The following is a 19,975-nucleotide window of genomic DNA, read 5'->3' on the forward strand; positions in this document are numbered from 1 at the left end:
GGTCTCCGGACCCGCCGTCCGCCTCAGCGGCTGCGGCAGATCACCAGCGCGGTGAAGTCCTTGGCGATCGAAGCGACGTCGGCCGTCGACTTGTCGCCGTCGGCCGGCTCCTGCGTGTAGGGCACCTGGTTGGCGTCGAGGAAATAGCCCGCGACGCCCGACTTGATGGCGAAGTTGACGTTCTGCAGCACCTCGGTCGCGCCGTCGCCGCGAGCCCGCGTGTTGGCCTTGGCCACGACGACACCGACCACCTTGCCCGACTGGTCGACCACCGCGCCGCCGGAATTGCCCGACTGGACCGGCGCCGAGATCTGCATCCGCGTCACGTCCTCGCCGGGGCCGGCCATCGCCGAGACGAGGCCGGTCGAGAGATTGCCGGTGACCGTCAGTTCGCCGGCCAGCGGATAGCCGAACAGCACGATCGGATCGCCGAGGCGGATCTGCCCGCCGGAGCGGAACTTGGCGACGGCGGAGGGCTTCAGATCGGTCTTCAGCACGGCGAGATCGTTCTGGCTCGACCGCGCCAGGATCGAGGCCTTGGCGGCGCGCCCGTCGGGCAGTTTCAGCTCGGCCTCGTCGCAGTCCTCGACGACATGGGCGTTGGTCATCAGGTGGCCCTTGTCGGTGACGAAGAAGCCGGTGCCGGTGGAGACGCTCGCCCCCTTCTTCGGGGTCTCGGCCGGCTTCTCCTCCTTGGCTTCGCGGCGCGGCGGTGTCTCTTCGCTCGCCTTCTCCTCGTCGAAGGAGACGCGGCCCTTCTGGACGTCTTCCGAGCAGGAGATCGCCGACTGGATCGCCAAACGCGTGCCGGCGAGGTTGAAGCCGTCGAGCCGCTTACCGTTGTAGTTCACCTGGATGGTCGAATGGCGGGCGAAGTCGATGACGAATTCGGCCTTCACGTTCTCCAGCGCCAGCCCGTAGAGCTTGCCGATCTTCACGCCGATCGCCTTGCCGTTCCAGCTCTTGGAACTGTCGAAGATCAGCTTGAGATCGTAGCTCGTCCCCACCTTGATCTTGTCCCAACTCTCGTTGGCGAAGACCATGAAGGCGTTGTCCTGTTTGGTGTCGAAGCCGAGCTCGATCGAGGTGTCGGACTTGAAGGTCGCGAAGGCGAAGCAGCCCTGGCGCTGGGCATTGGCGGCGATCGTCCAGCCGCGCACCTCGTCGACCTCGCGGTCGATCGAATAGGGCGTGCCCGCCCGTGCCGCGGTCGTGCCCGACATCGTCGCGCCGAACATCGCCGCGCCGGCGACGAGCGCCATGCCCGCGATCCGGCCGACCGCCTTCGCCACCCGGTTGCTGTCCGTCGACGACATCCCTGCCTCCCAAGCCCTCGCCCGATCGGGCCCCCCGGGGTCCACCCGACGTCGACCCATCGATCGGAAGCTACGCGGGGACGCGAGCGCGTTCAAGCCGACGAAAGGCCCGCGACGATGACGAATTCCGTCATCGAGCAGGTCCACCCGCGCGCGACCGGCGGCCGCGCGCCACCGAGCCGTGCCAGTCGGCGAAGCCATGGGCGCGGTGGACGATGGCATGATCGGGTGCCTGCTCGCCGATCGGCGCCAGTTCCCAGTCCCAATCCTCGTCGGCGGGCGGCAGAGTCACGCCTTCGAGCAGGTCGCGGCGCTCGAGCACGTTGCCTTCCGCGTCTACGTCGCGCCCCTCGCTGTCGGTGAGGAGGCAGACCCGGCCGGAAAAACGCTCGAGCGCGACGAGATGCCCCTCGACGATCCGCCGCCCGAGATCGGCGAAGCGACGGCGCTTGGAGGAGTTCATCGCCGCGAGCCGCTCCAGCGGCAGCAGCGCCAGCTGGCTGAGGCAGTTGGCCGAGATCACCAGATCGACCGTCGGATCGGCGGAAAGCCGCGCCAGCGGGTCCGAGAGCCCGGTCGCCCGGTCGAGGATCAGGTCGGTCGAGCCGGTGATGTCGAGATCGACGAGGCGGACGTTGGCATGGCGCCGCGCCTTCCAGCGCGCCGGCCACAGATGCACCACGTCGACGAGCAGCACCGTCTCGAAGGCGGCCGCCAGCCGGTCGAGCGGCACGTCGCGCACCAGTCCCGAGCCGAGCACGATCGCCGTGCGGCGCTGCTCGCACCCCGCGATCGCCCGGTCGACGATCGCGTGGCAATGCGCCTCGTGCGGCCCCCAGGCGCGGCGGCAGCGGAAGCCGCGAGACCACAGCGACACCGCCGCCGTCAGATGGCCGGTCCGCCGGGCATCGAGCGAGGCGGGGGTGGCGAGCCAGGTGACGACTTCGGCGAGCATGGGGGACCCCGGGGGCGAATCGGTCGCGTGGCAGCAAGAGTGCCCCGCTCTGGCGCGCGACGAAACACGCACCATGTGATACGAGCCTCTGGCCGGATCCCGCGGACGGGAAACGGCGACACGCGACGGAAGAGACCATGAGCATCACGCCCGAGACGCAGACGACCCCCGCGGCCGCCCGACCGAGCCACGACTGGCGACGCCCGGCCCTCGAGATGGGACCGCTCGGCGTGTTCTTCCTCGTCTACATGCTGACCAACCGCGACCACGGCCTGTTGCCGGCGACCGGAGCGCTGATGGTGGCGACGGCGGTGGCGCTGATCGTCGGTTGGCGGCTCTTCCACAAGGTGGCGGTGATGCCGCTCGTCTCCGGCGCGGTCGTGCTGGTGTTCGGCACACTGACGCTGATCTTCGCCGACGACACCTTCATCATGTTGAAGCCGACCATCGTCAACATCCTGTTCGGTGCGACGCTGCTCGGCGGCCTCTTCTTCGGCAAGTCGTTCCTTCAGGTGGCGCTCGACGCCGCCTTCGATCTCGACGCCGAGGGCTGGCGCAAGCTCACCTTCCGCTGGGGCCTGTTCTTCTTCTTCCTCGCCGGCGTCAACGAGGTGCTGCGCCACATGGTCGGCACCGGCGCCATCGCCCAGTCGAGCTGGGTGACCTTCAAGGTCTTCGGCGTGATGCCGATCACCTTCCTCTTCGCGCTTTCCCAGGTGCCGCTGATCCAGAAGCACGGCCCGACGCCGGCCGAGGACGAGGCCACGCCGTCCGATCGGGGCTGATCACCCTCTGGAAAGCACCAGCCGCACCGCGAAGGCACCGAAGAGCGTCGCCACCGACCAGTCGAGTGCCCGGCGCAGCCGTTCGGAGCGCGCGAACGCCCCCGAAACCCGCTCCGCCCCCAGGATCAGCACCGCACAGCACGGCGCCCCGATCAGCCCGTAGAGCCCGCCGAGGAAGGCGATGCGGAAAGCGGCGTGCGGATCGGCCGGATCGACGAACTGCGGCAGGAAGGTCACGAAGAACAGCACGATCTTCGGGTTGAGCAGGTTGACCCCGACCCCGACCAGGAAAGACCGCATCGGCGTCTCAGCCGCCCCCGCTGCGCGTGGGTTGAAGGCCGAACCGTGGCGCAGCGTCGCGACCGCCAGCCAGACGAGATAGGCGGCGCCGATCCACTTCAGCACCGCGAAGGCGGTGGCCGAGGCCGCGAGCAGTGCCGAGAGCCCGAGCGCGGCGAGCACAGTGTGGACATAGAGCCCGGCCGTCGTGCCGGCGAGCACGGCGAAGCCCGCCTTCCGCCCATGGGCGAGCGTCCGTCCGAGGAACAGCGCCATGTCCGGCCCCGGCGTGAAGACCAGCAACAGCACCGCCGCCACATAGGCCGCGACCGTCCCGGTCGAGGGCAGTGCCGCCATCCATCCGCCGTCGATCATGCGCTCGCCCTCTCGTGATCGGGTGTCGTCGCGGCGGACTTTTGCACGCGTCGCCCGAACCGGCTAGAGCATGGACCGAAAGGCAGCTCCGCTGCCGGATCGACGGCGCACGACACGAGGAGACGGCATGGTCGACGGCATCGAAGGTTACCGGGCGCGCATCGCCACACTCGCGACCACCCGACCCGTGCTCGCCGCAGCGCTCCTCACCGCCTTCGTCTCGCTCGTCGCCGTCGCGCTGCCGGCGATCGATCTCGCCGTCGCACGCCTCTTCTTCCATCCCGGCGTCAGGCCGACGACGACCTTTCCGCTCGAGGACGTGCCCGCCCTCCTCGCGCTGCGCCGCGCCGGCATGGGCGTGACGCGCTGGGCGGCGGTCCTCCTCGTCCTCGCGGTTCTCGCCAAGATCCTCGTGCCGATGCTCGCCAGGGCGATCCCGATGCGCGGCCTCCTCTACGTGCTGGCGACCCTCGCCGCCGGCCCGGGCCTGATGATCAACGTCTTCTTCAAGGAACTGTGGAGCCGACCGCGGCCAATCGAGACGACGATCTTCGGCGGCGACTGGCGCTTCCAGCCGGCCTGGGTGCTGGGCGGCGACTGCCCGACCAACAACTGCTCCTTCCCCTCCGGCGAGGCGGCGAGTGCGGCTTGGCTGGTCGGCCTCGTCTTCGTCGTGCCGGAACGCTTCCGCCGCGCGACGCTGGTCGTCACCGTCGGCTGGACGCTGGCGATCTCGTTCAACCGGGTGATCTTCGGCTCGCACTTCCTGTCGGACGTGATGATCTCGTGGTGCCTGATCGCGACGGTGCTGCTGGGGCTGCGCGAACTCGTTCTCGTCCGCCTCGATCAGGGGAAGGTCGACGCCGTCGAGGCCTTCCTCGCCCGTCTCGGCGAGAAGCTCATCGCGCCGTTCCGCCCGAAGGCGTGAGCGGCTCGCCCTTATCGTCGCAGACGGTCAGATCGACCGAGGGCACGTTCGTCGGCAACACGGCCCCGAGCGGCCGACAGGCGCCTCCCTCGCAGATCCGCCAATCCGCCGTGGCACCGGAGCGCGCCAGACGCACGGCGGGGGTCGGGGGAACCTTCGGGTGCCAGACCCAGGCGCCGTCGACGAGCCGCGCGTCCGCCCCCGGCTCCATCCCGGCGCCCGACCCACGCACCCGCGCCGTCTCGACCACCGGACCGCGTTCGGTCGCGCGCCAGTCCTCATCCCACACCTGACGCTCGACCGAGTGGGTCCATGCGAGTGTCGCCCTGTCGCCGGAGAGCGCGACGACGATCCCTCCGGCGATCAGGCAGAGCTTCACGACCGGCTCGCCGGTGCGACCGCGGTCACGCCGCGTGTGCGCAGGAGATGGAGGGCGAGGAAGCCGATGGCGAGCGCGAAGCCGACACCGTCGGTCCATGGCGCCGCGGTGATCAGGAAGCCCGCCGCCGCCACCGCGATCACCCGTTCGATCAGCGTCAGATGCGCCCGGCCGTAGCCGACCGCCGCCGCGCCCCACAGCGCGATCGCCGTCGCCGCCTTCACCACCATGTAGCCGACGTCGAACCAATGGGCGAAGGCGCTCGCCGCGCCGTGCGGCTGGAGCATCAAGGCCGGGTCGTAGACCGCCAGATAGGGAATGACGAAGCCCGGCAGCGCGATGCGCATCGCCTCGAAGCCGATCTTGAAGCCGGATGTCCGGGCGATCGGCGCCGCGGCGAAGGCCGCGAGCGCCACCGGCGGCGTCAGGTCGGCCATGATGCCGAAGTAGAAGACGAACATGTGGGAGACGATCAGCGGCACGCCGAGCGCCAAGAGCGCCGGCGCCGCGATCGACGAGGTGATGATGTAGTTCGGGATGGTCGGGATGCCCATGCCGAGGATCAGGCTGACCACCATCGTCAGCATCAGCGAGGCGATCAGCGAATCCTTGCCGACCGCCACCACCCAGTTGCCGAAGATCGTGCCGACACCGGTCAGCGTCATCGTACCGACGACGAGGCCGACCACGGCGCAGGCGAGACCGACCGGCAGCGCCTGACGGGCACCGTCGGCGAAGGCGTCGCGGCAGACGATCAGCGTCGCCCGCCCGCCGACCGACAGCGTGCCCATCACCACCGCCAACCCGACCAGCGCCAGCATGGTGGTGACGCCGACGGCGAGCGACGCCCCGGCGATGACGCCGAGGCCGATCCAGAAACCGAAGCGGATCACCTGTCGCTCGACCCCGAGCATCAGCGAACCGGCTATCACCAGGAGCACCGTCAGCGCCAGGCCGACCGAGCCGGCGAAGAGCGGCGTGTAGCCGGAAAACAGCAGCCAGACGAGAACGGCGAGCGGCAGCACCAGATGCCAGCGCTGCTTCAGCGAGCCGAGCGCATCGGGGAGTTGGTCCTTCGGCAGGCCGAGGAGACCGCACTTGCCGGCTTCCAGATGCACCGCGAGAAAGGCCGAGACGTAGTAGAGGATCGCCGGCACCACCGCCGCCTTGACGATCTCGACATAAGGAACGTCGATCGTCTCGGCCATGATGAAGGCGACCGCGCCCATCACCGGCGGCATGATCTGCCCGCCCATCGAAGCCGTCGCCTCGACGCCGCCGGCGAAGGCCGCCCGGTAGCCGAAGCGCTTCATCAGCGGAATGGTGAACTGGCCGACCGCCACCACGTTGGCGACGCCCGAGCCGGAGATCGTGCCCATCAGCGCCGAGGAGAACACGGCCACCTTGGCCGGCCCGCCGCGCGCCGAGCCGAAGAGCCCCATGGCGACGTCGGTGAAGAGGCCGATCATCCCGGCCTTCTCCAGGAACGAGCCGAACAGGATGAAGAGGAAGATGTAGGTCGCCGAGACCAGGGTCGGTGTGGCGTAGATGCCCTCGGTGCCGAAGGCCATGTGCTCGACCACCTGTTCGAGCCCGTAGGGCCGATGGTCGAAGGGCTTGGGCAGCCAGTGGCCGAACAGGCAGTAGGCGAGGAACGTCCCCGCCACGATCGGCAGCGCCGGCCCCATGAAGCGCCAGACCAGCACGAAGAGCACCGAGATCGCGGTGATGCCGACCACCAGGTCGGCCCGCGTCAGCTCGCCCGACCGCACCACCAGATCGTGATAGAAGGCCCAGTGATAGAGCCCGACCGCGAAGCCGGCGACCGCCAGGACGACGAGGAAGGCGCGGTCCATCGGTCCCTTGGAGCGGTGCAGCGCCAGGGCGAGGCCGCCGACGAGGCAGAGGAAGCCGACGTGCACCGCCCGCACGATCTGGCTCGGCGGATTGCCGGTGTACCAGGCGATCAGGCCGAAGGCGACGAGCAGGGCGACGAAGCCGATCGGCGCGTCGAGCCCGAGCCGCCCGCGAAGTCCCTCGATCGCGATCCACACCGCCCAGAGGGCGAAGGCCGCGGCCGTGAGGTGAATCACCGTGAGGCCGGCGACGATCGGCTTGTCGAGCGGGATCGAGAAGGCCGTCACCACCTGGAAGGCCGCGAAGGCGACCGAGATCCAATAGAACAGCCGGCCACCGAAGCCGTCACCGTGTTCGGCCGGAATGCCGTGTTCCGGATCGATCGCCGGACCGATCGGACCTTCGTCGTCGTGCGTCGTCGCCTGATGGGCCATCTCGCCGTTCCCGAATGAGCATGCGCCGTCGCGCGGACCCCCCGTCCACGCGCGATGAGAGCGCCGGGCGGGGGATCCCCGCCCGGGCGTCGCGGGATCACTTCACGCCGTGTTCGGCGAGATACTTGGCGGCACCCGGATGCATCGGCACCGGCATGCCGACCTTGGCGTTTTCGATCTTGATCGCCTTCGCCGCGGCGTGGGCCGCCTGCAGCTCGCCGAGGTTCTCGTAGATCGCCTTGGTCATCTGGTAGACGAGGTCGTCGGGAAGATCGGAGCGGGTGACGAGATAGTTCACCACCGCCGCCGTCGGCACCGCCTTGTCCTGCTTGCCGTAGGTGCCTGCCGGAATGTCGGCGGCGACGAAGGGCGCCCCCGCCTTCTCGACCACCGCCTTGGGGATCTCGACGACGGTGATGTCGACCGAGGTGGCGAGGTCGCGGATCGAGGCGACGCCGAGACCGGCCGACTGCAGCGTGGCGTCGAGCTGGCGGTTCTTCATCAGCTCGACGGATTCGGCAAACGAGAGATACTCGACCTTGCCGAGATCGGCATAGGTCAGGCCCGCCGCCACCAGGATCGCCCGGGCATTGAGCTCGGTGCCCGACTTCGGCGCGCCGACCGACAGGCGCTTGCCCTTGAGATCGGCCAGCGTCTTGATGCCGCTGTCGTACGAGGCGACGACCTGGATGTAGTTCGAATAGATCGCGGTCATGCCGCGCAGTTTGTCGAGCTTGGCCTTGAAGCCGGCTTCCTGGTCGCCGGTCCAGCCGGCGGCGAGGCTGTCGCCGAGGGTGAAGGCGACCTCGCCCTTGCCCTGCTGCAGCAGGTTGAGGTTCTCGACCGAGGCCTTGGTGGCCTGCACCGTCGGCCGGGCGCCGGCGATCTTCTCGCCGTAGATCTTGGCGATCGCCACCCCCATCGGGTAGTAGACGCCCGAAGTGCCGCCCGTCAGGACCGTGATGAACTCGTCGGCGCGCGCGCCGATCGACGACGCCGTGATGATCGCCAGCGCACCGAGCGCCGCGATCGCGGAACGTGCCTTCATGGCCGTCTCTCCCTGGTTTCCCCACCGTCGGCCCGTCGTTTCTCGCTGGCCGATCGTGGCGGAACTGTCGCGCGATCGCGGCCCGACGGCAACCTCGGAATTCCGCAATTTCGTCGAGTGCGGCATTTTTTCGGTCGCCCGTTCGTTTCGCGAACGGCAGGCGGGGCGGTTGCGGAGAAGCGCGGATGTGGCGCGCGCCCCTTGACTTCCCCGCCTCTTTCGGGCTTTTCGGAAGGGCTCGCGCGTCGCGCGGGATCAACTGTTCGGGAACACGTGTCCGTCATGTCGTTCGTCACCACGACGAAAACCAAAACGACCACGACGACGGCGACGAAAGTCGCCGGCTGACGCAGGCTCTCGACCTCCCGCAGCCCTCTCCCGGCGGGTGACGAGGGCAGCGGAGGACCGAACGGTTCCTTCTTCGACACCCTCGAAAAAGCGATCCCCGAGGTCCTCTCCGTGAAACGGGAGAGTGGTCGTTCATGCGGGGAATCTGAAGATGGGTTACAAGGTCGCAGTCGTCGGAGCCACCGGCAACGTCGGACGTGAAATGCTCGACATCCTGGCCGAGCGCGGATTTCCGGTTTCGGAAGTCGTGGCGCTGGCCTCCGCCCGTTCGCTCGGCACCGAGGTCTCCTTCGGCGACAAGACGCTGAAGTGCAAGGTGCTCGACCACTACGACTTCTCCGACACGGACATCTGCCTGATGTCGGCCGGCGGTTCGGTGTCGAAGGAGTGGTCGCCCAAGATCGGCGCCCAGGGCTGCGTCGTCATCGACAATTCCTCGGCCTGGCGCTACGACGCCGAGGTGCCGCTGATCGTTCCGGAAGTGAACGCCGACGCCATCGTCGGCTTCACCAAGAAGAACATCATCGCCAACCCCAACTGCTCGACCGCCCAGCTCGTCGTGGCGCTGAAGCCGCTGCACGACGAGTACACCATCAAGCGCGTGGTGGTCTCGACCTACCAGTCAGTCTCCGGCGCCGGCAAGGAAGCCATGGACGAGCTCTTCACCCAGACCCGCGCGGTGTTCGTCACCGATCCGGTCGAGCCGAAGAAGTTCCCCAAGCGCATCGCCTTCAACCTCATTCCTCAGATCGACGTCTTCATGGAAGACGGCTTCACCAAGGAAGAGTGGAAGATGATGGCGGAGACCAAGAAGATCCTCGATCCGAAGATCAAGCTGACCGCCACCTGCGTCCGCGTGCCGGTGTTCATCTCGCATTCCGAGTCGGTCAACGTCGAGTTCGAGAAGACGGTTTCGGCCGACGAGGCGCGCGACATCCTGCGCGAAGCCCCGGGTTGCCTGGTCATCGACAAGCACGAGCCGGGTGGCTACATCACCCCCTACGAGGCGGCCGGCGAAGACGCGACCTACATCAGCCGCATCCGCGAGGACACGACCGTCGAGAACGGCCTCGCCTTCTGGTGCGTCTCCGACAACCTGCGCAAGGGCGCGGCGCTCAACGCCATCCAGATCGCCGAAGTGCTGATCAACCGCAAGCTGATCACGCCCAAGGCCGGCAAGGCCGCCTGATCGGCGCGAGCGCCATCGACGAGACACGAACGGCGCCCCTCGGGGCGCCGTTTTCGTCTGCGTCTCGCGCATGTCGTGGGATGGCGCTAGGCTCGCCGGCCGAAGGAGCACGCCATGGCCGACTGGAACCCCGCCCTCTACGCCCGCTTCTCCGACGAACGCGACCGGCCGATCGCCGATCTCCTCGCGCGCGTCGACTTGGACGCGCCGAAGCGCATCGTCGATCTCGGCTGCGGTGCCGGTGCCTCGACCGCGCCGCTCGTCGCGCGCTGGCCGGAGGCCGACGTCCTCGGCATCGACACCTCGCCGGCGATGCTCGACAAGGCCCGCGCACGCCTGCCCGCCGCCCGCTTCGCGGAAGCCGACGCGGCGGCCTGGTCGCCCGAGGCGCCGGTCGATCTGATCTTCTCCAACGCCGCGCTGCAGTGGCTCTCGGACCACGAGACCCTGCTGCCGCGGCTGATGGGCCATCTCGCCCCCGGCGGCGTCCTGGCGGTGCAGATGCCCGACAATCTCGACGAGCCGAGCCACGCCCGCATGCGCGACGTCGCCCGCCGGCCGGCCTTCGCGGCCGCCCTCGCCGACGTGGTCGATTCCCGCACGCGGATTTCCTCGATCGAGAAGACCTACGATCTCCTGGCGCCTCACGCCGCCCGCGTCGACGTCTGGCGGACGACCTACGTCCATCCGCTCGCCGGCCCCGAGGCCATCGTCGAGATGGTCGCCTCGACCGGCCTGCGCCCCTTCGTCGATGCGCTCGACGAGAAGACCCGCCCCGCCTTCGTCGCCGCCTATGCCGTCGAGATCGCGGCGGCCTATCCGCGCGTCGCCGACGGCCGGGTGCTCTTCCGCTTCCCGCGCCTGTTCTTCGTCGCGGTACGGTCGGCGTGAGGGGTCAGGCGAAGCGCTTGAGCGCCTCGACGAGCGGGGCGGGCGCGATCGAGGTCTCGCCGCGGAACGGCGCGTCGAGAATGACGATCAGCGCCACCGACATGCCGATGGCGGCGAAATGCACCCCGACCAGCGTCCGGGTGAAGAAGGTCTGGCGATAGCGCCCGTTCATCACCATGGCGCCGACCAGGAAGCCGCCGATCAGCAACCAGAAGACGCGCGGGATCGAGCGGGTGGCGTGTTCGAAGCGGATCGAGCGATCGAGCTCGAGCGCGTCGTGGCGGGCGAAGAGCGCGCTGCGGGTCACGTCGCCGACCTTCAGCTCGCGCAGCTTGCCGCGCATCCGATCGAGCAGAGTCTGCGCATCGGGCGACAGGTGCGGCGCGGCCGCGCCGAGCCGGGGCCATTCGTCGGTCGTCACCACCTCGACGTAGCGCCGCAGCAGCGCCTGCGTCTCGCCCACCCAGACGGCGTCGTCCTGCTCGCCGATGTCGCGGGCGAAGGAGGCGACGTGCATGCCCTCGCGCGACACCGCGTCGTCGGCGACGCCGAAGTTCGTGCGCACGTCGGTCACCGAGATCGCCAACATGAAGGCGATGAAGGCGAGGAGGCTGCCGTGGACCACCTCGAACTGCTTGGAATGGGGATCGACCTCGTGGAGCCGACGGACGAAGAGGACGCGATGCGCGAACTCAGCCACCCCGATCGCCATCGCGCCGGAGACGAAGGCCAGAAGCGACAGCACGACGAGATCGCTCGCCTGCCCGAGAAAACCCAACATCGTCCCATTCCCCCTTCGCCGTCGCGACCGGACGGGACGCGCGATCACGCCTTGCGCTTGGCCGTGACCTCGATCTCGATCTTCATCTCGGGCTTGACCAGACCGCAGACGATCATCGTCGCGGCCGGGCGCACCTCCGCGAAATACTCGCCGACGATCGGGAACACCACGTCCATCATCGAGGCCTCGGTGACATAGTAGGTCGCCCGCACCACGTCCTGGAGCAGGAAGCCCGCCTCGTTCAGCGCCTTGGTGATGGTGTTCATGGCGTTGCGGGTCTGCGCCTCGAGGCTCTCGGGCATCTGCATCGCGGCATAGTCGTAGCCGGTGGTGCCGGAAACCCAGCACCAGTCGTCCTGCGCCACGGCGCGCGAATAGCCGCCCACCTTCTCGAAGGCGGAACCGGAGGAGATCAGACGACGAGTGGTCATGGGAACATCCTTTCGATCGATCAGGCGCTCGCCGGGCGACGAGCGAAGAGAAGCGCGATGCCGGCGGCGATCAGCGCCCCGCCCGAGATTCGTTCGACGAGAACGAGCCCCCGGGGCGAGCGCGCGAAGCGGCCGACGTGGGATCCGGCCATGGCATAGAGCATCACGGCGACGAATTCGAGCCCGAGCGCCACCGCACCGAGCGTCAGGATCTGTCCGAAGGCGGGGCGGCTCGGATCGACGAAGGGCGCGAAGAAGGCGGAGAACACCAGCATCGCCTTGGGATTCGTCGCCGCGGTGAAGAACTCGCGCGACAGAAGCCCCTTCAGGCTCGTCGCCTCGTCGCCCGCATCCTCCGCCGGCTTCGCCCGGATCATCGCTATCCCGAGCCAGATCAGATAGGCCGCGCCGACGAACTTCAGCGCCGCGAAGAGTTCGGCCGAGGTGGCGAGCAGCGCGCCGAGGCCGATCGCCGCGGCGAGCACGAAGAAGGCGAAGGGCGGGAAGCGTCCGCCCGCGGCGAGGACCGCGGTGCCGAGCCCGTGGCGAGCGGCATGGCTCATCACCAGCACGTTGTTGGGGCCGGGAAACATGTTCATGGCGAAGGCGGCGGGCACGAAGATCGGCCAGATTCCGAGATCCATCGCAGCGTCCTTTCGCGGAAGTCGTGTCCAGAAAGTCGAAGGGACGGCCATGGCCGTCCCTTCTCGATCTTCTGCGGCGGTGAAGCCGAAATCAAGCCCAGGGGCGCGCCGAGGCGGTCTTCGCCTCGTAGGCCTCGATCGCCGCGCCCTTCTGCATCGTCAGGCCGATGTCGTCGAGACCCTCGAGCAGGCAGTGCTTGCGGAACGGGTCGATGTCGAAGGTCACGACGCCGCCGTCGGGACCGCGGATCTCCTGCGCCTCGAGATCGACCGTCAGCGTGGCGTTGGCGCCGCGGTTGGCGTCGTCCATCAGCTTGTCGAGGTCGGCCTGCGACACGCGGATCGGCAGAATGCCGTTCTTGAAGCAGTTGTTGTAGAAGATGTCGGCGAAGGACGTCGAGATCACGCAGCGGATACCGTAGTCGAGCAGCGCCCACGGCGCGTGTTCGCGGCTCGAACCGCAGCCGAAGTTGTCGCCGGCGACGATGATCTGCGCCTTGCGCCAGCTGTCCTTGTTCAGAACGAAGTCCGGCTTCTCCGAACCGTCCTCGTTGAACCGCAGCTCGAAGAAGAGACCGCGGGCGAGGCCCGTGCGTTCGATCGTCTTCAGGAACTGCTTGGGGATGATCATGTCCGTGTCGATGTTGACGATCGGCAGCGGCGCGGCAACGCCGGTCAGCGTCGTGAACTTGTCCATGGGAAGACCTCCGAAATCCGTTGACCGGCTTCTAGCGCGTTTTCACGGGCCGTCAAAGCCCCGAAGGGCATCGGACGGCGATCTCTCGGCGCCGCCTCAGTCGGCGACCAGAGCCTCGATCGCCTCCATGTCGTCGTCGGAGAAGCCGAAGTGATGGCCGATCTCGTGGATCAGCACATGGGAGACGATCGTCCCCAGGCTCTCGTCGTGTTCGGCCCACCAGTCGAGGATCGGCCGGCGATAGAGCCAGATCCGGTTGGGCAGGCGCCCGGTCTCGGCCACCGCCCCGCCCTGCGGCAGGCCGATGCCCTGGAACAGGCCGAGGAGATCGAACGGGCTCTCGAGCTCCATCTCCTCCAGCACGTCGTCTTCGGGAAACTCGGCGATGGCGATGATCACCTCGCCGGTCAGCCGACGGAACTCTTCCGGCAGCGCGGCGTAGGTCTGATGCGCCAGCGCCTCGAAGGCATCGAGATCGGGGGCCGTCACATGGGTCCAGTCGAGGATCGCGGCGGGCGTGGTCAAGAGAAGGTCTCCGGGAGCGAGGCGCGGAAGGCGCTCATGAGGAAGCGGATCTGATCGGGTGCATAGCGATGGGCGCGGCCGACCGGGCAGGCGTCGCGCGCCCGACAGCCGTCGGTGCGGCAGAGCCCGCCGGCATGGCTCTCGAGAAAGCCACGGCAGCGCCCGACGTCGTAGGCCTCGCCGGTGAAGGCATCCGCCGGGCAGGCGACGAGGCAGGAACGCGTCCGGCAGGTCTCGCAGGGCGAGGCCTGCGGGGCGGCCTCGCGACCGACGACCCGGTCGAAGAGGAGCGCGCCGCGGAAGGCGTGCCAGAGGCCGAGCGTCGTATCGATCAGCATGCCGGTCGGCGATCGGGCGAGCCCTTCCGACCGCATCGCCCAACGCTGGAAGGGCCACCACGGCGGGCCGCGATGGGGGAAGATCGCCGCGGCGCCGAGATCGTCCGCGATCCCGCCGATCACCCGTTCCGACCAGCGGTCGAGCGGGTGGGGAAGCCCGTCCGTCCGCTCCGGCGAGGTGGCGAAAGCGGCCCAGCCCTCGCGCCCGCGCCAGCCGACCAGCAGCGCCGATCGCGCCGGCCGACCGTCGGCGAGGAAGGGTGCCTCGTCCGCCTCGCCGAAGACCACGACGCCGCGTGGCGCGAGGCCGCCAGCGCGCACGGCGGCCTCGGCGCGCTCGCGGGCCCTCTCGTCGATCGGATCGTCGCGGAGCTCGCTCATGGCATCAGCGCAGGACATAGGTGGTGAGGAGATGGACGACGAGGCCGATCGCCACGACGAGCGCCAGAGCGCGGCCGATGCGCCTGCCCCAGATCTCGACCGCGTCGTCGGAGGCGGCATCGGCGCCGGCGAAATGGCCGCCGACCTTCTCGGCGGTCTCGCGCAGCACGCGGGCGGCGCCGGACGTGCCGATCACCTCGCCGTCACGGGTCACGCCGGCCAACGCCGCCTCGGCCTCGCGCCGCCGTTCCGCTTCGATCTCATCGCGTCGGTTCATCGCGCCCTCCGAGAGGGCGAGAATGGGGATCGCGCGCGCCTTCCGCAAGGGCGCGGCATCGGTCTTCAGCGCGCCTGCGCCTTGGCGTGGGCGACGAGGTCGGCGATGTCGCCGCGGCCGAGCTGGAAGTCGGGCATCCGCCCGTGCACCGTGCCGGGCATCGCCAGATAGTCGGCGAGGACCTCCGGCGTCATCCGTCCGGAGGCACCGAGCGCCGCGAAGCTCGGCGCATCGGCCGAAGCCGTCGTCTGGTCGGCCGAGACCACGTGACAGGCCGCGCACCAGCGTTTCGCCAGCACCGCGCCGCGCTCCGGCGAACCGTCGGCGAGCGCGGGTGCGGCGAGGAGGAGGAGCGTCGCGCCTGCGAGAAGAAGGGTCGAACCGCCGTGGGCCATGATGTCCTCCCGCCGTTGCCGTCCCTGGATCGAATCTAGGCGCGCCGCGGTCGATCCACCAGCGCGGGGTTCTGCGCATCCGCCGCTACCGCGGGAAGCCCGGAATGCGCGACAACACCGCCGCCAGCGGATCGGCGACCCAGGCGCGCGTCAGGAAGTCGTCGTGGACGACGTTTGCCGGTGTCGCCAGGAACCGTACCTCGCCCGGCGCGAACGCCTTCGGCAACCCGTCCGCGACGGCCACGCCGCGCGCCGCCAGAATGCCCCGCAACGTCGCGTTCGCCGCCCGCGTCGACGGCGAATGGGCGGAAAAGAAGAAGGCACGTCCCCGCCGGCCGATCCAGTCGGCGAACCGCCCCTCCTCGGCATAGATCCCGTCGAGCAGGATCACCCCGCCGATGCGCTCGCCCGCCCCGCCGCGCTCGAGCGCGAAGGCGGTCGGCAGATAGCCGCCGGAATAGGCGACGACGAAGACCGGCGCCCGCCCGAGCGCCGCCTCGAGCTCCGGCCGCCCGAGCGCCGCACCCGCCTTCGTCGCCGCCTCGGCGAGGAAGCGGGCGAAGTGGCCGCGCGTCCAGAACCGCCCGGCGCTGCTGTCGAGCGCGTCGACCGCCATCTGCGGCGCGACCAGCACGGCGTTCAGCCCCGAGGCCGCGAGCTGGCGCACCACGCCCTGGCGGCCGATCACGTCGCGGTCGAGCCGCGCCCGGTTGCCGTGGAAGAACACGACGAGGGCGAGCGGTCGCGCCGGATCGAGGCCGGTGGGGGCGGCGATCAGCACGTCGCGCGAGGCATAGGTCGGGGCTTCGAAATAGACCCCGCCGCGCGGCGAGGTATGCCCGCGCCGGCCGTCGCGGAGGACGTCGAGGAACGGTCCGCCGCGGTCGGGGATCTCGCCGTCGTAGGGAAAGGCCGCGGTCTCGAAGGGCACGATCGCCGTCGTCGCCCGTCCCTCGGCCCGCGCCGGACGGCCCACCGCGAGAAGCGTCGCCGCCGCGCCGGCGAGGAGCCGGCGACGGTCGGGCGAGAAGGGCTGCGAGGCATCGGCCATGACCGCCTCCGAGGATTGCCTCAACCGTGGGCGCCGACCATTCGACGGGATGCCGCATCGTCGCTCGCGACCGGCCTCAGCACCGCGAAGAAGGCCGGGACCGCCACGAGATAGGCCGCGCCGGCGATGTACAGCACCGCGCCGAGGCCGAAGCTCGTCGCCACGATCGGCACGATCGCCGCGCCGATGACCGAGAAACAGCCGTTTATGCCCCAGGCCCAGAGGAACATCGGCTCCTTGCCGAGGCGAGCGAGCCAGCCCATCGCCGTCGCCATCGGGAAGCCCATCAGGAAGGCCGGCGGGAAGATCAGGACGAAGGAGAAGACCAGCCGCGCCGCATAGGACCAGCCGCCGATCAGATCGAGCACGCGATCGAGCGCCAGGCCGTAGACGATCAGGATCGCCCCTATCGCCGCGAGGATCGGCGGCAGCATCTGCCTTGCCCGCGCCTGGATGCGTTCGGAGACGAGGCTGCCGAGGCCGGAGAAGACCAGCATGCCGGTGATCAGCACCGAGGCCGAGACGGTGGCGTTCGACAGCGCCAGCACGAAGTTGGCGATGAGCCCGACCTCGACGGTGATGTAACCGAGCCCGAGGCAGGCGAAGAACAAGATGGTCAGCCCCTTGCCGGGATAGGCCGAGAAGATCGTCCGCCAGCCGAAGACCACGGGAAAGGCGACCAGCACCGCCGCCGCGACGCAGGCGACCGCCAGCGTCGCCCACAAGAGCAGATAGCCCCATTCGTCCTGCAGGATCTCCAGCCGGTCGGTGACGCGGCCGAGATCGGCCGGCTTCACGTAAGCCGCGAAATAGGCCCGGTCGTTGGTCAACGGGCGGGCGTCGAACACCCAGTCGCGGGCGATCTCGTCCCAGCCACCGTTGAGCAGCGCGTTCCAGGCGAAACGCGCCAGCCGCGTCGACGGCATCGCGCCCGCCCCGTCCTCCGGCCCGCCATCCGGTCCACCGGCCGCATCGGCGCCGGGCGGGGCGTCGGCCGCCGGCTTGCCGTCGCCGAAGATCTGGGCGCGGTAGTCGGAAAGGAGCTTCGGCAGCTCGGCGGTGTCGACGACGAGATCGGGCGCCGCCACCTCGTCGAAGGACATGGCCTTGGAATGCGCCCGGAGCTTCGCGACGTCGGCGGCCGAGAAGCCGCCGCGCCGCCACAGCACCGTGGTGGTCGAGAGATAGGTCGAGACCGCGTAGAAGCTCGTCGCCCGGCTCGCCGGCTCGACGTCGCCCGCCGCCAGCGCCAGCGTCGCGTAGAGCTTCAAGACCGACTTCGGCGGCTCCTCCTTGTTCCACAGCGTGACCGAGAAGATGCCGCCCGGCTCCAGCGCCCGCATCGCCGCGGCGAAGGCCTCGCGGGTGTAGGAGAACTTCTCGACGATCGAGAAGCCGCCGGGGCTGGAGAGACCGGCGCTGTCGGCGAGGCTGAGGTCGATCACGTCGAAGCGGCGGTCGGTATGGCCGAGGAACAGCCGGCCCTCGCGGTCGATCACCTCGACGCGCGGATCGCGCAGTACGTCGCCGGTGAAGGTCCGGAGCACCGGATCGTTGAGGAAGGCGTCGAGAATGGTCGGATTGCCCTCCGCCACCGTCACCGTCGACGAGCCCGACGCCAGCGCCACCGCCGTCGAAATGCCGCCGCCGAACTGGGTGACGAAGGTCTTCGGCCGCTCGGCGAGCAGATAGGGATAGACCATCGGCAGGTAGCGGAAATAGGCGGTCTGCTTCTCCGGCAGCCGCCCGATCACGCCGCTCGGCCCCTCGCCGTCGACATAGAGGCCGAGATAGGCGTTGGCCGGCATCTCCGGCAGGTTGAAGGCGGCATTGTCCGAGAGGCCGGGCGCGAAGTGCAGGTACGAGCTCGCGTAGACTTCGACCCGGCCGAAGGGCGAGTCGCGCTCGAGCACCCGTTTGGCGTCCGGGAACTTGCGGGCATAGGCGACGCCCTTGTAGTCCGAGGTCGCGAGCCTGGTCAGCCCCGCCGCCTGCGGCAGCACGTGGTGCCCCGCCGTCGCGACGATCGCCAGCGCGAGCAGCGCCCACGCCTCGCGCCTGAGCCCGAGCGCGAGGAACCACGCGAGCGACCCCGCCGCCCACAGGATCAGCGGCACCGTGACGAGATCCTCCGGCGGAAAGACCCACATCGCGGCGAGGAACACGAGACCGCAGAGGCCCGAGCCCGCGAGATCGGCGAAGTAGAAGCGGTTGAACGACGTCCGCGCCTGCTGGAACACCACGCCGAGGAAGGCGGCACCCGCCAGGAACGGCAGCAGATAGAGCCCGAAATTGGCGGCGAGCCGCCACTTCTGCATCGGGTCCGACAGCATGAAGATGGCGTTGAACGGCACCTGCTGCGCCGCCAGATTCGAGGCGACCGTCAGCGGTCCGAAGGCGAGCAGCGCGGCGGTCGAGACGCCGCGCCAGTGCCGGTCGAACCAGCCGGTGGCGACGCTCATCACCGCGCTGGTCAGGCCGAAGCCGAGCATGGCGAGCGACACGACGAAGGAGCCGAAATGCGCCCAGCTCCCCACCGAGAAGATCCGCATGATGCCGATCTGCAGCGCGATCACCGCGCCCGCGACGAGGCCGACCGCGAGAAAGAGGCTCCAGTGTCGGCGCTCGTCGAAGCTCGTCATTTGTTGTGCGTGCCCTGGATGGCCTCGCCCTCGAGCTTGGTGAAGGGCACGAAGGGCACGATCTTGCCGTTGTAGATGTCCGAGCGCTGCACCGTGACCGTGCCGTCGGCGGCGACCTCCTTGGTCACCTTCAGCACGCGCTGGGCGCCCGGCGGGCCGACCGGAATGACCATGATGCCGCCCGGCTTCAGCTGCTGGAGGAGCGGCGGGGGAATGTGGTCGATGCCGCAGGTCACGACGATCTTGTCGAAGGGCCCCTCCTCTTCCCAGCCGTAGTAGCCGTCGGCGTTCTTCGACTTGATGGCGGAAAACTCGGAATAGCCGCGGGCGATCAGCTTGTCGTAGATCGAGCGGGTGCGTTCGGCGAGCGGCCTGATGATCTCGATCGAGAAGACCTTGTCGGTCAGATTGGCGAGATAGGCCGACTGATAGCCCGAGCCGGTACCGATCTCGAGCACCTTCTCGCCCATCTTCGGATCGATCGTCGAGGTCATGCGCCCGACCAGGAACGGGCCGGAGATGGTGACGCCCCAGCCGATGTCGAGGAAGGCGTGCTCGTAGGCGCGAGCGAGGTTCGCCGGCAGCACGAATTCCTCGCGCGGCGTCATCAGGAACGCGCGCTTGTTGCGGGTCTCCCAGAGATCGCGGTTGGCGATCATCGTCTGGAACCGCTGGAAGCGCTCGGCGAGATACTTCGGGTCCTCGCCGCGGTTGGCGACCATCCACTGGACGAAGCTCTTCTCGTCGCCGATCGGCGGCGTGACGTTCCAGTCGTAGGGCTTGGGCACGTCGGCGCGGGCGTAAGACGGCAACGAGGCGGTCGCGGCGAAGGCCGCGGCACCGGCGAGCAACGAACGACGGTCCATCCGATCCCCTCCCGATCGGCGAATCGCGCGGAAGACCGGCACGATCGCGAAACATTCCTCAGGATGTTGACCGGCTCGAAACCCGTCAATCGGCCGCTGACGCTGCGGTAACGAGTTCGCGTGGCTGTGGTGTCCTTGCATCACGACGCACCGGTCGCGGCCC

At 69.0% G+C, this 19,975-nt stretch carries 21 protein-coding genes; 4 read left to right on the forward strand and 17 right to left on the reverse strand.

The features are described from left to right. Positions 1-23: 23 nt before the first annotated feature. Together ACT53U_RS14195 and ACT53U_RS14200 are read right to left on the reverse strand one after the other, a co-directional pair. On the reverse strand, positions 24-1,316 hold the full coding sequence (locus ACT53U_RS14195) for a S1C family serine protease (protein WP_476156097.1): 1,293 nt from the start codon (positions 1,314-1,316) through the stop codon (positions 24-26). Positions 1,317-1,446: 130 nt separating this feature from the next. Further along, positions 1,447-2,271, reverse strand: a complete 825-nt coding sequence (locus ACT53U_RS14200; RefSeq protein ID WP_476156099.1) for a hypothetical protein — start codon at positions 2,269-2,271, stop codon at positions 1,447-1,449. A gap of 137 nt (positions 2,272-2,408) precedes the next feature. Between ACT53U_RS14200 and ACT53U_RS14205 the strand changes: the two genes are divergently transcribed. After that, on the forward strand, positions 2,409-3,056 hold the full coding sequence (locus tag ACT53U_RS14205; protein WP_476156101.1) for a septation protein A: 648 nt from the start codon (positions 2,409-2,411) through the stop codon (positions 3,054-3,056). Here ACT53U_RS14205 and ACT53U_RS14210 read toward each other — a convergent pair whose 3' ends face one another. Then, the gene (locus ACT53U_RS14210) at positions 3,057-3,710 is read right to left on the reverse strand and encodes a LysE family translocator (RefSeq protein WP_476156103.1); all 654 of its coding nucleotides are present in this window, start codon (positions 3,708-3,710) and stop codon (positions 3,057-3,059) included. It lies immediately after the preceding gene. Between the two features lie 127 nt (positions 3,711-3,837). Between ACT53U_RS14210 and ACT53U_RS14215 the strand changes: the two genes are divergently transcribed. Beyond that, positions 3,838-4,638, forward strand: a complete 801-nt coding sequence (locus ACT53U_RS14215; protein WP_476156104.1) for a phosphatase PAP2 family protein — start codon at positions 3,838-3,840, stop codon at positions 4,636-4,638. Here the strand turns inward: ACT53U_RS14215 and ACT53U_RS14220 are convergent. From ACT53U_RS14220 to ACT53U_RS14230, 3 genes are all read right to left on the reverse strand, one after another. Then, positions 4,610-5,017, reverse strand: coding sequence for a DUF1850 domain-containing protein (locus ACT53U_RS14220; RefSeq protein WP_476156106.1), 408 nt, complete (start codon positions 5,015-5,017; stop codon positions 4,610-4,612). The two genes, ACT53U_RS14215 and ACT53U_RS14220, sit on opposite strands and share 29 nt — an antisense overlap. Continuing rightward, entirely contained in the window at positions 5,014-7,308 is a 2,295-nt protein-coding gene (locus ACT53U_RS14225; RefSeq protein ID WP_476156108.1) for a TRAP transporter permease, read from the reverse strand. Before ACT53U_RS14225 ends, ACT53U_RS14220 begins: the two co-directional genes overlap by 4 nt. 97 nt (positions 7,309-7,405) lie before the next feature. Continuing rightward, positions 7,406-8,356, reverse strand: coding sequence for a TAXI family TRAP transporter solute-binding subunit (locus tag ACT53U_RS14230; protein WP_476156110.1), 951 nt, complete (start codon positions 8,354-8,356; stop codon positions 7,406-7,408). Positions 8,357-8,855: 499 nt separating this feature from the next. Between ACT53U_RS14230 and ACT53U_RS14235 the strand changes: the two genes are divergently transcribed. Both ACT53U_RS14235 and tam read left to right on the forward strand, forming a co-directional pair. Beyond that, complete coding sequence (locus ACT53U_RS14235) at positions 8,856-9,893, forward strand: aspartate-semialdehyde dehydrogenase (RefSeq protein ID WP_476156112.1); 1,038 nt, start codon at positions 8,856-8,858, stop codon at positions 9,891-9,893. 114 nt (positions 9,894-10,007) lie between these two features. After that, entirely contained in the window at positions 10,008-10,784 is a 777-nt protein-coding gene (gene tam / locus ACT53U_RS14240; RefSeq protein WP_476156114.1) for a trans-aconitate 2-methyltransferase, read from the forward strand. 4 nt (positions 10,785-10,788) lie between these two features. Here tam and ACT53U_RS14245 read toward each other — a convergent pair whose 3' ends face one another. From ACT53U_RS14245 to ACT53U_RS14295, 11 genes are all read right to left on the reverse strand, one after another. Further along, a complete protein-coding gene (locus ACT53U_RS14245) occupies positions 10,789-11,565 on the reverse strand; it encodes a bestrophin-like domain (protein ID WP_476156116.1) in 777 nt (258 codons plus the stop codon). Positions 11,566-11,609: 44 nt separating this feature from the next. Further along, entirely contained in the window at positions 11,610-11,996 is a 387-nt protein-coding gene (locus ACT53U_RS14250) for a RidA family protein (protein ID WP_476156118.1), read from the reverse strand. 20 nt (positions 11,997-12,016) lie between these two features. Next, the gene (locus ACT53U_RS14255) at positions 12,017-12,640 is read right to left on the reverse strand and encodes a LysE family translocator (RefSeq protein WP_476156120.1); all 624 of its coding nucleotides are present in this window, start codon (positions 12,638-12,640) and stop codon (positions 12,017-12,019) included. A 91-nt stretch (positions 12,641-12,731) separates the two neighbouring features. After that, positions 12,732-13,337 (reverse strand): 3-isopropylmalate dehydratase small subunit, encoded by a 606-nt coding sequence (gene leuD / locus ACT53U_RS14260; protein ID WP_476156122.1) that lies wholly within the window; start codon positions 13,335-13,337, stop codon positions 12,732-12,734. A gap of 96 nt (positions 13,338-13,433) precedes the next feature. Beyond that, positions 13,434-13,862 carry a metallopeptidase family protein gene (locus ACT53U_RS14265; protein ID WP_476156124.1) on the reverse strand — a complete coding sequence of 143 codons (429 nt, stop codon included), beginning with the start codon at positions 13,860-13,862 and terminating at the stop codon, positions 13,434-13,436. Beyond that, positions 13,859-14,581 (reverse strand): ferredoxin, encoded by a 723-nt coding sequence (locus tag ACT53U_RS14270; protein ID WP_476156126.1) that lies wholly within the window; start codon positions 14,579-14,581, stop codon positions 13,859-13,861. The genes ACT53U_RS14265 and ACT53U_RS14270 overlap by 4 nt, the downstream gene beginning before the upstream one ends. A 4-nt stretch (positions 14,582-14,585) precedes the next feature. Then, a complete protein-coding gene (locus ACT53U_RS14275; RefSeq protein WP_476156128.1) occupies positions 14,586-14,858 on the reverse strand; it encodes a hypothetical protein in 273 nt (90 codons plus the stop codon). Between the two features lie 65 nt (positions 14,859-14,923). Next, positions 14,924-15,253, reverse strand: a complete 330-nt coding sequence (locus ACT53U_RS14280; protein ID WP_476156129.1) for a cytochrome c — start codon at positions 15,251-15,253, stop codon at positions 14,924-14,926. A gap of 85 nt (positions 15,254-15,338) precedes the next feature. Beyond that, positions 15,339-16,304, reverse strand: a complete 966-nt coding sequence (locus tag ACT53U_RS14285) for an alpha/beta hydrolase (RefSeq protein ID WP_476156131.1) — start codon at positions 16,302-16,304, stop codon at positions 15,339-15,341. Positions 16,305-16,324: 20 nt separating this feature from the next. Next, positions 16,325-18,946 carry a hypothetical protein gene (locus tag ACT53U_RS14290; protein ID WP_476156132.1) on the reverse strand — a complete coding sequence of 874 codons (2,622 nt, stop codon included), beginning with the start codon at positions 18,944-18,946 and terminating at the stop codon, positions 16,325-16,327. Then, the gene (locus ACT53U_RS14295) at positions 18,943-19,812 is read right to left on the reverse strand and encodes a protein-L-isoaspartate O-methyltransferase family protein (RefSeq protein WP_476156134.1); all 870 of its coding nucleotides are present in this window, start codon (positions 19,810-19,812) and stop codon (positions 18,943-18,945) included. Before ACT53U_RS14295 ends, ACT53U_RS14290 begins: the two co-directional genes overlap by 4 nt. Between the last annotated feature and the right edge of the window lie 163 nt (positions 19,813-19,975).

It is taken from the genome of Pinisolibacter sp. DMC19, from assembly GCF_056313985.1.

Excerpts from the sequence above, each read along its gene's own strand:
- ACT53U_RS14215 (WP_476156104.1), top strand. The coding sequence starts at position 3,838 with ATGGTCGACGGCATCGAAGGTTACCGGGCGCGCATCGCCACACTCGCG.
- leuD (WP_476156122.1), bottom strand. The coding sequence starts at position 13,337 with ATGGACAAGTTCACGACGCTGACCGGCGTTGCCGCGCCGCTGCCGATC.
- ACT53U_RS14285 (WP_476156131.1), bottom strand. The coding sequence starts at position 16,304 with ATGGCCGATGCCTCGCAGCCCTTCTCGCCCGACCGTCGCCGGCTCCTC.
- ACT53U_RS14270 (WP_476156126.1), bottom strand. The coding sequence starts at position 14,581 with ATGAGCGAGCTCCGCGACGATCCGATCGACGAGAGGGCCCGCGAGCGC.
- ACT53U_RS14200 (WP_476156099.1), bottom strand. The coding sequence starts at position 2,271 with ATGCTCGCCGAAGTCGTCACCTGGCTCGCCACCCCCGCCTCGCTCGAT.
- ACT53U_RS14290 (WP_476156132.1), bottom strand. The coding sequence starts at position 18,946 with ATGACGAGCTTCGACGAGCGCCGACACTGGAGCCTCTTTCTCGCGGTC.
- ACT53U_RS14250 (WP_476156118.1), bottom strand. The coding sequence starts at position 11,996 with ATGACCACTCGTCGTCTGATCTCCTCCGGTTCCGCCTTCGAGAAGGTG.
- ACT53U_RS14280 (WP_476156129.1), bottom strand. The coding sequence starts at position 15,253 with ATGGCCCACGGCGGTTCGACCCTTCTTCTCGCAGGCGCGACGCTCCTC.
- tam (WP_476156114.1), top strand. The coding sequence starts at position 10,008 with ATGGCCGACTGGAACCCCGCCCTCTACGCCCGCTTCTCCGACGAACGC.
- ACT53U_RS14275 (WP_476156128.1), bottom strand. The coding sequence starts at position 14,858 with ATGAACCGACGCGATGAGATCGAAGCGGAACGGCGGCGCGAGGCCGAG.
- ACT53U_RS14195 (WP_476156097.1), bottom strand. The coding sequence starts at position 1,316 with ATGTCGTCGACGGACAGCAACCGGGTGGCGAAGGCGGTCGGCCGGATC.
- ACT53U_RS14230 (WP_476156110.1), bottom strand. The coding sequence starts at position 8,356 with ATGAAGGCACGTTCCGCGATCGCGGCGCTCGGTGCGCTGGCGATCATC.
- ACT53U_RS14255 (WP_476156120.1), bottom strand. The coding sequence starts at position 12,640 with ATGGATCTCGGAATCTGGCCGATCTTCGTGCCCGCCGCCTTCGCCATG.
- ACT53U_RS14205 (WP_476156101.1), top strand. The coding sequence starts at position 2,409 with ATGAGCATCACGCCCGAGACGCAGACGACCCCCGCGGCCGCCCGACCG.
- ACT53U_RS14235 (WP_476156112.1), top strand. The coding sequence starts at position 8,856 with ATGGGTTACAAGGTCGCAGTCGTCGGAGCCACCGGCAACGTCGGACGT.
- ACT53U_RS14245 (WP_476156116.1), bottom strand. The coding sequence starts at position 11,565 with ATGTTGGGTTTTCTCGGGCAGGCGAGCGATCTCGTCGTGCTGTCGCTT.
- ACT53U_RS14210 (WP_476156103.1), bottom strand. The coding sequence starts at position 3,710 with ATGATCGACGGCGGATGGATGGCGGCACTGCCCTCGACCGGGACGGTC.
- ACT53U_RS14295 (WP_476156134.1), bottom strand. The coding sequence starts at position 19,812 with ATGGACCGTCGTTCGTTGCTCGCCGGTGCCGCGGCCTTCGCCGCGACC.
- ACT53U_RS14225 (WP_476156108.1), bottom strand. The coding sequence starts at position 7,308 with ATGGCCCATCAGGCGACGACGCACGACGACGAAGGTCCGATCGGTCCG.